A 7,293-nucleotide genomic window follows, 5' to 3' on the forward strand; every position below is an offset into this window, starting at 1 on the left:
AGATCGCCCGGCCGCCAAGCGTCCCCGCGCACTCGTGCTCGTCCCCACCCGTGAGCTTGCTTTCCAGGTGGTCGACTCCCTCAACTCCTACGCCGGAGCACTCGGACTCACGGTTCGCCCCGCTGTCGGTGGAACGCCGTTCGCCAAGCAGGTCGATCAGCTTCGCCGCGGCGTAGACGTCCTCGTCGCAACGCCGGGTCGTCTCGGCGACCACCTGCGTCAGGGCACCTGCATCCTCGACTCGGTGGAAATCACCGCACTCGACGAAGCCGATCAGATGGCGGACATGGGCTTCCTGCCCGAGGTTCGCTCGATCCTCGGTGAGACCCCCGCAGACGGACAGCGTCTGCTGTTCTCGGCAACCCTCGACCGTGAGGTCCAGTCGCTGGTTCGTCAGTTCCTGGCCAACCACGTCACCCACTCCACCGAAGACGGCCGCGCAAGCGTCGACACGATGGAGCACTACGTTCTCCTCGTCGATCGTGGACAGAAGGATTCCGTTCTCGCCGAGATCGGTGCCCGCGACGGACGCACCATCATGTTCGCCCGCACCAAGCTCGGTTGCGAGGGAATCACCGACCGCCTCCGCGCAGTCGGCATCGCTGCCGAGTCGCTTCACGGCGGCAAGGCACAGAACCAGCGCACCCGCGTCCTCGAGCGTTTCAAGAACGGCCGCACCCCGGTCCTCGTCGCAACGGACGTCGCAGCACGCGGCATCCACGTCGACGGCATCGACCTCGTCGTTCACGTCGATCCCCCGGCCGACCACAAGGACTACCTGCACCGCGCTGGTCGTACCGCTCGCGCCGGCGAGAAGGGCACCGTTGTCGCCATCGTGCTGCCCAACCAGAAGCGTCAGTTCAAGCGTCTGACCGGTATGGCCGGCGTCAATGCCGCAGCCGTTGCCGTCACCCCGGGTTCTGCTGAACTTGCTCGCATCACCGGCGCCAAGAAGCCGACCGGAGAACCGTTGCGCGAGAGCTCTTCTCGTGGCGAGCGTTCCTTCGGTGATCGTGGTGGAAGCCGTGGCGGCTACCAGGGCAACCGCTCGTCCGGTGGATACCAGGGCAATCGTTCTTCGGGTGGCTACCAGGGCAACCGCGACGGCGAGAGCCGCGGCGGATATCAGGGTGATCGCTCCAGTGGTGGTTACCAGGGCAACCGCGACAGCCGCCCCTCGACCGGATACCAAGGAAACCGCTCCTCCGGTGGATACCAGGGCAACCGCGACGGCGAGAGCCGCGGCGGATACCAGGGCAACCGTTCGTCCGGTGGATACCAGGGTGATCGCTCCAGCGGTGGTTACCAGGGCAACCGCGACAGCCGTCCGTCCTACGGAGACCGCGACAGCCGCCCGTCGACGGGTTACCAGGGCAACCGCTCGTCGGGCGGATACCAGGGAAGCCGTGACGGCGAGAGCCGCGGCGGATACCAGGGCAACCGTTCGTCCGGTGGTGGATACCAGGGCAGCCGTGACAACAACCGCTCGTACGGCGATCGCGACAGCCGCCCGTCGACGGGTTACCAGGGCAACCGCTCCTCCGGTGGATACCAGGGAAACCGCGAAGGCGGCGACAACCGTGCAGCCTCGACCAGCGGTGGCGGCTTCCGCAGCCGTACCGACCGTCGTAGCTATGACGGATTCGACGGCCCGAAGCGCGATCAGCGGTAATACCTGCGCTGAGCTGCGGCTCGACAACTGAACACTGAGAACCTTCCGGCTGTGCCGGAAGCTGTATCGAGACGGATGCAGGTCACTGCAATTAAAGTGATCTGCATCCGTGTTTTGTATGCACGGTCTGATGTTCACGCGCGTCGCGGCCGCACCGTTTTCGGCTGCGCACAGCGCAGGATTTCACAGCCGCGGACCGAGAGGGAAAGCTGTAAGCATGTCAACCACTAGCACCGAATCACCCCGAGCTCAGATCGGCGTCACCGGCCTGGCCGTCATGGGTTCGAATATTGCCCGCAATTTCGCCCGCCACGGTCACACCGTTGCCCTGCACAACCGCAGCATCGCGAAGACCGATGCCCTGATCGCCGAGCATGGTTCCGAGGGCGATTTCGTGCGCACCGAGACCGTCGAGGAGTTTGTTGCCGCACTTCAGAAGCCGCGACGCGTCCTGATCATGGTCAAGGCCGGCGCCCCGACCGATGCTGTCATCGAAGAGCTCGCGAACGCCATGGAGCCCGGCGACATCATCATCGACGGTGGCAACTCGCTCTACACCGACACGATCCGTCGTGAAGCAGCGATCCGCGCCCGCGGACTGCACTTCGTCGGCGCCGGTATCTCCGGTGGCGAAGAAGGCGCACTCAACGGTCCGTCGATCATGCCGGGCGGCCCGAAGGAGTCCTACGAGGCTCTCGGCCCGCTTCTCGAGTCCATCTCCGCTCACGTCGACGGCACCCCGTGCTGCACGCACATCGGCCCCGACGGCAGCGGTCACTTCGTCAAGATGGTGCACAACGGCATCGAGTACGCCGACATGCAGCTCATCGGCGAGGCGTACAACCTCTTCCGCGACGCACTCGGTTACGACGCCGGTCAGGTCGCAGACGTCTTCACCGAGTGGAACAAGGGCACGCTCGAGTCCTACCTGATCGAGATCACCGCCGAGGTGCTCCGCCAGGTCGACGCCGAGACGGGCAAGCCGTTGGTCGACGTCATCGTCGACGCTGCCGAGCAGAAGGGCACGGGCCGCTGGACGGTCAAGTCCGCTCTGGATCTGGGCGTGCCGGTCACCGGTATCGCCGAGGCCGTGTTCGCTCGCGCACTGTCCGGTAGCCGCAATCAGCGCGCTGCAGCTCAGGCGCAGGGTCTGGCTGCCGGCTCTCTCGGCGACAAGCCTGCTGACGCCGAGCAGTTCGCCGCCGACATCCAGGCCGCGCTGTACGCGTCGAAGATCGTGGCGTACGCGCAGGGCTTCGATCAGATCGCTGCCGGCAGCGCCGAGTACGACTGGAACCTCAAGCCTGCCGACCTGGCGACGATCTGGCGTGGCGGCTGCATCATCCGTGCGCAGTTCCTCAACCGCATCAAGGATGCGTTCGACGCCGATCCGAGCCTGCCGAGCTTGATCCTGGCGCCGTACTTCCGCGAGGCCATCGAGGCAGGCATCGACAGCTGGCGCCGCGTGGTCGCCACCGCGACGATGCTCGGCATTCCGGTACCTGCGTTCGCGTCTTCGCTGTCGTACTACGACGGCCTGCGCGCGGAGCGTCTGCCGGCAGCCCTGACACAGGGTCAGCGCGACTTCTTCGGCGCGCACACCTACGAGCGCATCGACAAGCCGGGCAAGTTCCACACACTGTGGAGCGGTGACCGCAGCGAAATCGAGGCCTGATTCACAGCGGGTATCGGTAGATGCGGTCATCTGCGTCTACCGATACCCGGTAGCCTGGACAAATGCAGGAATCGACGATCGACTCGCCCACCTCGACCGAAGGGCGTTCGTTCGTCGACCTCGGAATCCCTGCCGTGATGGTGCACGCGTTGCGCCGTAGCGGCATCGATGCCCCCTTCCCCATTCAGTCGGCCACCATCCCCGATGTCCTTGCCGGCCGGGATATACTCGGGCGCGGTGCGACGGGTTCCGGAAAGACTCTGGCCTTCGGGCTTCCGATGCTGGTGCGCCTCAAAGGCGGGGCGAGCAAGCGGAATCGTCCGCGCGGTTTGGTGCTCGCTCCCACCCGCGAACTGGCGATCCAGATCCACAAGGCACTCGACGACGCTGCTACCGAGATCGGTTTGCGTGTGGCAAATGCGGTCGGTGGCGTTCCGATCAAGCGTCAGGCCGACATTCTTGCCCGCGGCGTCGATCTGCTGATTGCGACCCCCGGGCGCCTACTCGACCTACTCGAGCAGAAGTCGGTGATTCTCGACGACGTCGTGATCACGACCATCGACGAAGCCGACCACATGGCGGACATGGGCTTCATCGACGAGGTTGCGAAGATTCTCGACACGACACCGAAAGACGGTCAACGCCTTCTCTTCTCGGCAACACTCGACGGCAAGGTCGACGATCTGGTCGCGGGTTACCTGCGCAATCCGGCGTCGCACTCGACTGCTCCCCCGGTTGCTACCGTCTCGACCATGGAGCATCACCTGCTCTTCGTCGATCGCGACGACAAGAGATCCGTTGTCGCACATATCGCTTCACGGGCGGGACGGACCATCATGTTCGTCAAGACCAAGCACGGTGTGGATCGTCTTGCGCAGCAACTGCATTTGATCGGTGTCTCGGCCGGCGCCCTACACGGCGGCAAGACACAGAACAACCGGACCAAGACCCTCGCGTCGTTCTCCGACGGGACAACACCGGTCCTGGTCGCCACCGATGTCGCCGCGCGCGGAATCCATGTCGACGACGTGACGCTCGTCGTTCACGTCGATCCCCCGGCCGAGGCGAAGGACTACCTGCACCGGGCCGGCCGGACGGCACGCGCCGGGGAATCGGGCGTCGTCGTCACCATCGTCACCGACGAAGAACGTGATTCGGTCGAGAAGTTGACCAAGCAGGCAGGTATCAAGGTTCACGGCGTGCGGGTTCGTCCTGACGATCTGGAGCTCACGCGCATCACCGGCGCGATGGAGCCGACGGGAATACCGGTCGAGGCTCCCGATACGACGGTTGCCGTCAAGCACACCGCCAAGCGTGGCCGTCAGGAACACGACACTGCAGGCCGGACCGCTGCCGGAGGCCGGATGAAGAAGGACGGCGACAAGCGCGCCGCCTCCTCGCGGCGCGTCACCGATCCGAAGAGTGTGAAGAAGATCCGTGCGGACGGCACTCCGGTCCCGACCCGTTCGGAGCGTCTGGCGTCCAAGGGCTTGACCCCGCGTCGCGGCGCACCCGGCGCAGGAAAGCCGTCTGCCGGAAATCGGGCGGGCAAGCGCGCACACTGAGGGAATGGGTGATCTTCCACTGATCTCGGTTCTCTGCGCACTTCTCGCTGCACTGCTCTTCGCGTGCGCTTCGGTCGCTCAGCAACGGGCGGCGTCCGCGGTTCCCGAGGGCGAGGCGTTGGTGGCGTCGTTGATTCGCAGTCCTCGGTGGTGGGCCGGGCTGATCGGTGACGGCGGCGGGTATGTCATGCAGGCCGTTGCACTGTCGTTGGGTTCGGTGTTGGTGGTGCAGCCGCTGATCGTGACCTCGTTGCTGTTCGCGCTGCCTCTCTCGGCCAAATTCTCGGGAATCCGCATCACCCGTTCCGCGTGGTCACTGGCGATCATGCTCGCGATTTCCTTGGCGATCTTCCTCGTCGTCGGCGATCCCACCGAGGGAGACAGCAACGCTCCATGGTCGGATTGGGCTGTGCCCCTGACGATTACGGTCGCAGTGGCCGTGGCCGCAACTGTCGGCGGCTTGTCCAAACTCGACGGCGGCTGGCGCGCACTGCTTCTCGGCTCTGCGGCAGGCATCTTCTACGGCGTCGCCGTCGCATTCACCAAGTACGTCACCGACCTACTCGGCCACGGCGTCGTCGGGGTGATTTCGGCATGGCAGACGTGGGCGCTGATCGCCTCGGGCGCAATCGGGGTCTACCTGCAACAGCGCGCGTTCCAGGTCGGGCCGCTGTCGGCGTCGCTACCCGCCCTGACGATCGGCGAGCCGATCGCGGCCATCTTCCTGGGGATGACAGTGCTCGACGAACGCCTCCGCGTCGACGGTCCCGGAATTGCTCTCATCGGGTGCGCCGTCGCCGTCATGATCATGACCACGATCGCCCTTTCCCGCTCACAAGCGCGCGATACCGAGGGCGCTACGGCGGAATCGACGGTAGGCTCGTGAAACGTGCAGTTCCTCGAAGGGCAACGCCCCCCATACGACCTGACCTACGACGACGTCTTCCTCGTCCCTAACCGGACCGAGGTCACCTCTCGGTTCGACGTCGATCTCAATTCTTCCGACGGATCCGGAACGACCATTCCCGTCGTGGTCGCCAATATGACCGCAGTCGCCGGCCGCCGCATGGCGGAGACTGTCGCCCGCCGCGGCGGACTGGTCATCATTCCGCAGGACGTCCCCACCGAAGCGGTCGCCGAGACCGTGGCGTTCGTCAAGAGCCGCCACCTCGTCGCTGATACGCCGGTCACGCTGAGTCCGGACGACGCCGTCTCCGATGCGCTGGCGCTGCTTCCCAAGCGCGCTCACGGCGCGGTCGTGGTGCTCGAGGACGGTAAGCCTCTCGGTGTCGTCACCGAGGCTGCCTGCGCGGATGTCGATCGGTTCACTCGCCTCCGTACCGTCGCGATCACCGACTTCGTCACGGCCCCGGTCACCGCCACACCGCGTGAGGTCTTCGAACTGCTCGAAACCAAGCATGATCCGCTGGCGGTCATCGTCAACGAAGACGGGACTCTTGCCGGCGTCCTCACCCGCACCGGCGCGATTCGTGCCGGCATCTACGACCCTGCAGTCGACGAGCGCGGCGCACTCCGGGTCGCTGCGGCGGTCGGTGTGAACGGTGACGTGGGCGCCAAGGCCAAGGCACTCGTCGACGCCGGTGCAGACGTGATCGTCGTGGACACGGCTCACGGTCACCAGCAGAGAATGATCGATGCGCTCACCACCCTCAAGGCGCTCGATCTCGGCGTCCCGTTGGTTGCAGGCAACGTGGTCTCCGCACAGGGAACCCGAGATCTGATCGCCGCAGGCGCGGACATCGTCAAGGTCGGCGTCGGGCCCGGAGCCATGTGCACGACTCGCATGATGACCGGCGTCGGACGCCCGCAGTTCTCGGCCGTCGCGGAATGTGCTGCAGCGGCACGTGAGCTCGGCAAGCACGTCTGGGCCGACGGCGGCGTTCGCCACCCCCGCGACGTTGCACTGGCCCTCGCGGCGGGCGCGTCGAACGTCATGATCGGCTCGTGGTTCGCCGGCACATACGAGTCCCCCGGCGACCTCAAGGTCGATCAGGCGGGCAACGCGTACAAGGAGAGCTTCGGTATGGCCTCCAAGCGCGCTGTTGCCGCTCGCACAGCCACCGAAACGGCTTTCGATCGCGCCCGTAAGGGATTGTTCGAGGAAGGCATCTCCAGTTCGCGGATGCGTCTCGATCCCGAGCGCCCCGGAGTCGAGGACCTGATCGATCAGATCTGTTCCGGCGTGCGCAGTACCTGCACGTACGCGGGTGCGCGCTCTCTCGAAGAGCTGCACGAGAAGGCCGTTCTGGGCGTGCAGTCCGCCGCCGGATTTGCCGAAGGACGGCCGCTTCCGTCTGGTTGGTGAACCACGTTCTGTGACTGTCGGCGGGTGCTCGGGTCCCTACTCCCGGGCACCCGCC

Annotated in this window: 5 protein-coding genes; all 5 read left to right on the forward strand. The window is 65.6% G+C overall.

All coding sequences use genetic code 11. The annotated features are described in order from the left end of the window. Window positions 1-1,672, forward strand: a 1,672-nt coding sequence (locus ACYP01_RS22090; protein WP_459682455.1) for a DEAD/DEAH box helicase, incomplete at its 5' end; no start/stop codon positions are given. A gap of 217 nt (window positions 1,673-1,889) precedes the next feature. Continuing rightward, entirely contained in the window at window positions 1,890-3,347 is a 1,458-nt protein-coding gene (gndA, locus tag ACYP01_RS22095) for an NADP-dependent phosphogluconate dehydrogenase (RefSeq protein WP_007730904.1), read from the forward strand. 62 nt (window positions 3,348-3,409) lie between these two features. Beyond that, on the forward strand, window positions 3,410-4,912 hold the full coding sequence (locus ACYP01_RS22100) for a DEAD/DEAH box helicase (RefSeq protein WP_459682458.1): 1,503 nt from the start codon (window positions 3,410-3,412) through the stop codon (window positions 4,910-4,912). Window positions 4,913-4,916: 4 nt separating this feature from the next. Beyond that, window positions 4,917-5,798, forward strand: a complete 882-nt coding sequence (locus ACYP01_RS22105) for a DMT family transporter (protein WP_003944968.1) — start codon at window positions 4,917-4,919, stop codon at window positions 5,796-5,798. Window positions 5,799-5,801: 3 nt separating this feature from the next. After that, the gene (locus ACYP01_RS22110; RefSeq protein WP_378503742.1) at window positions 5,802-7,238 is read left to right on the forward strand and encodes a GuaB1 family IMP dehydrogenase-related protein; all 1,437 of its coding nucleotides are present in this window, start codon (window positions 5,802-5,804) and stop codon (window positions 7,236-7,238) included. The last annotated feature ends 55 nt before the right edge of the window (window positions 7,239-7,293 follow it).

It is taken from the genome of Rhodococcus sp. no. 34 (assembly GCF_054589475.1).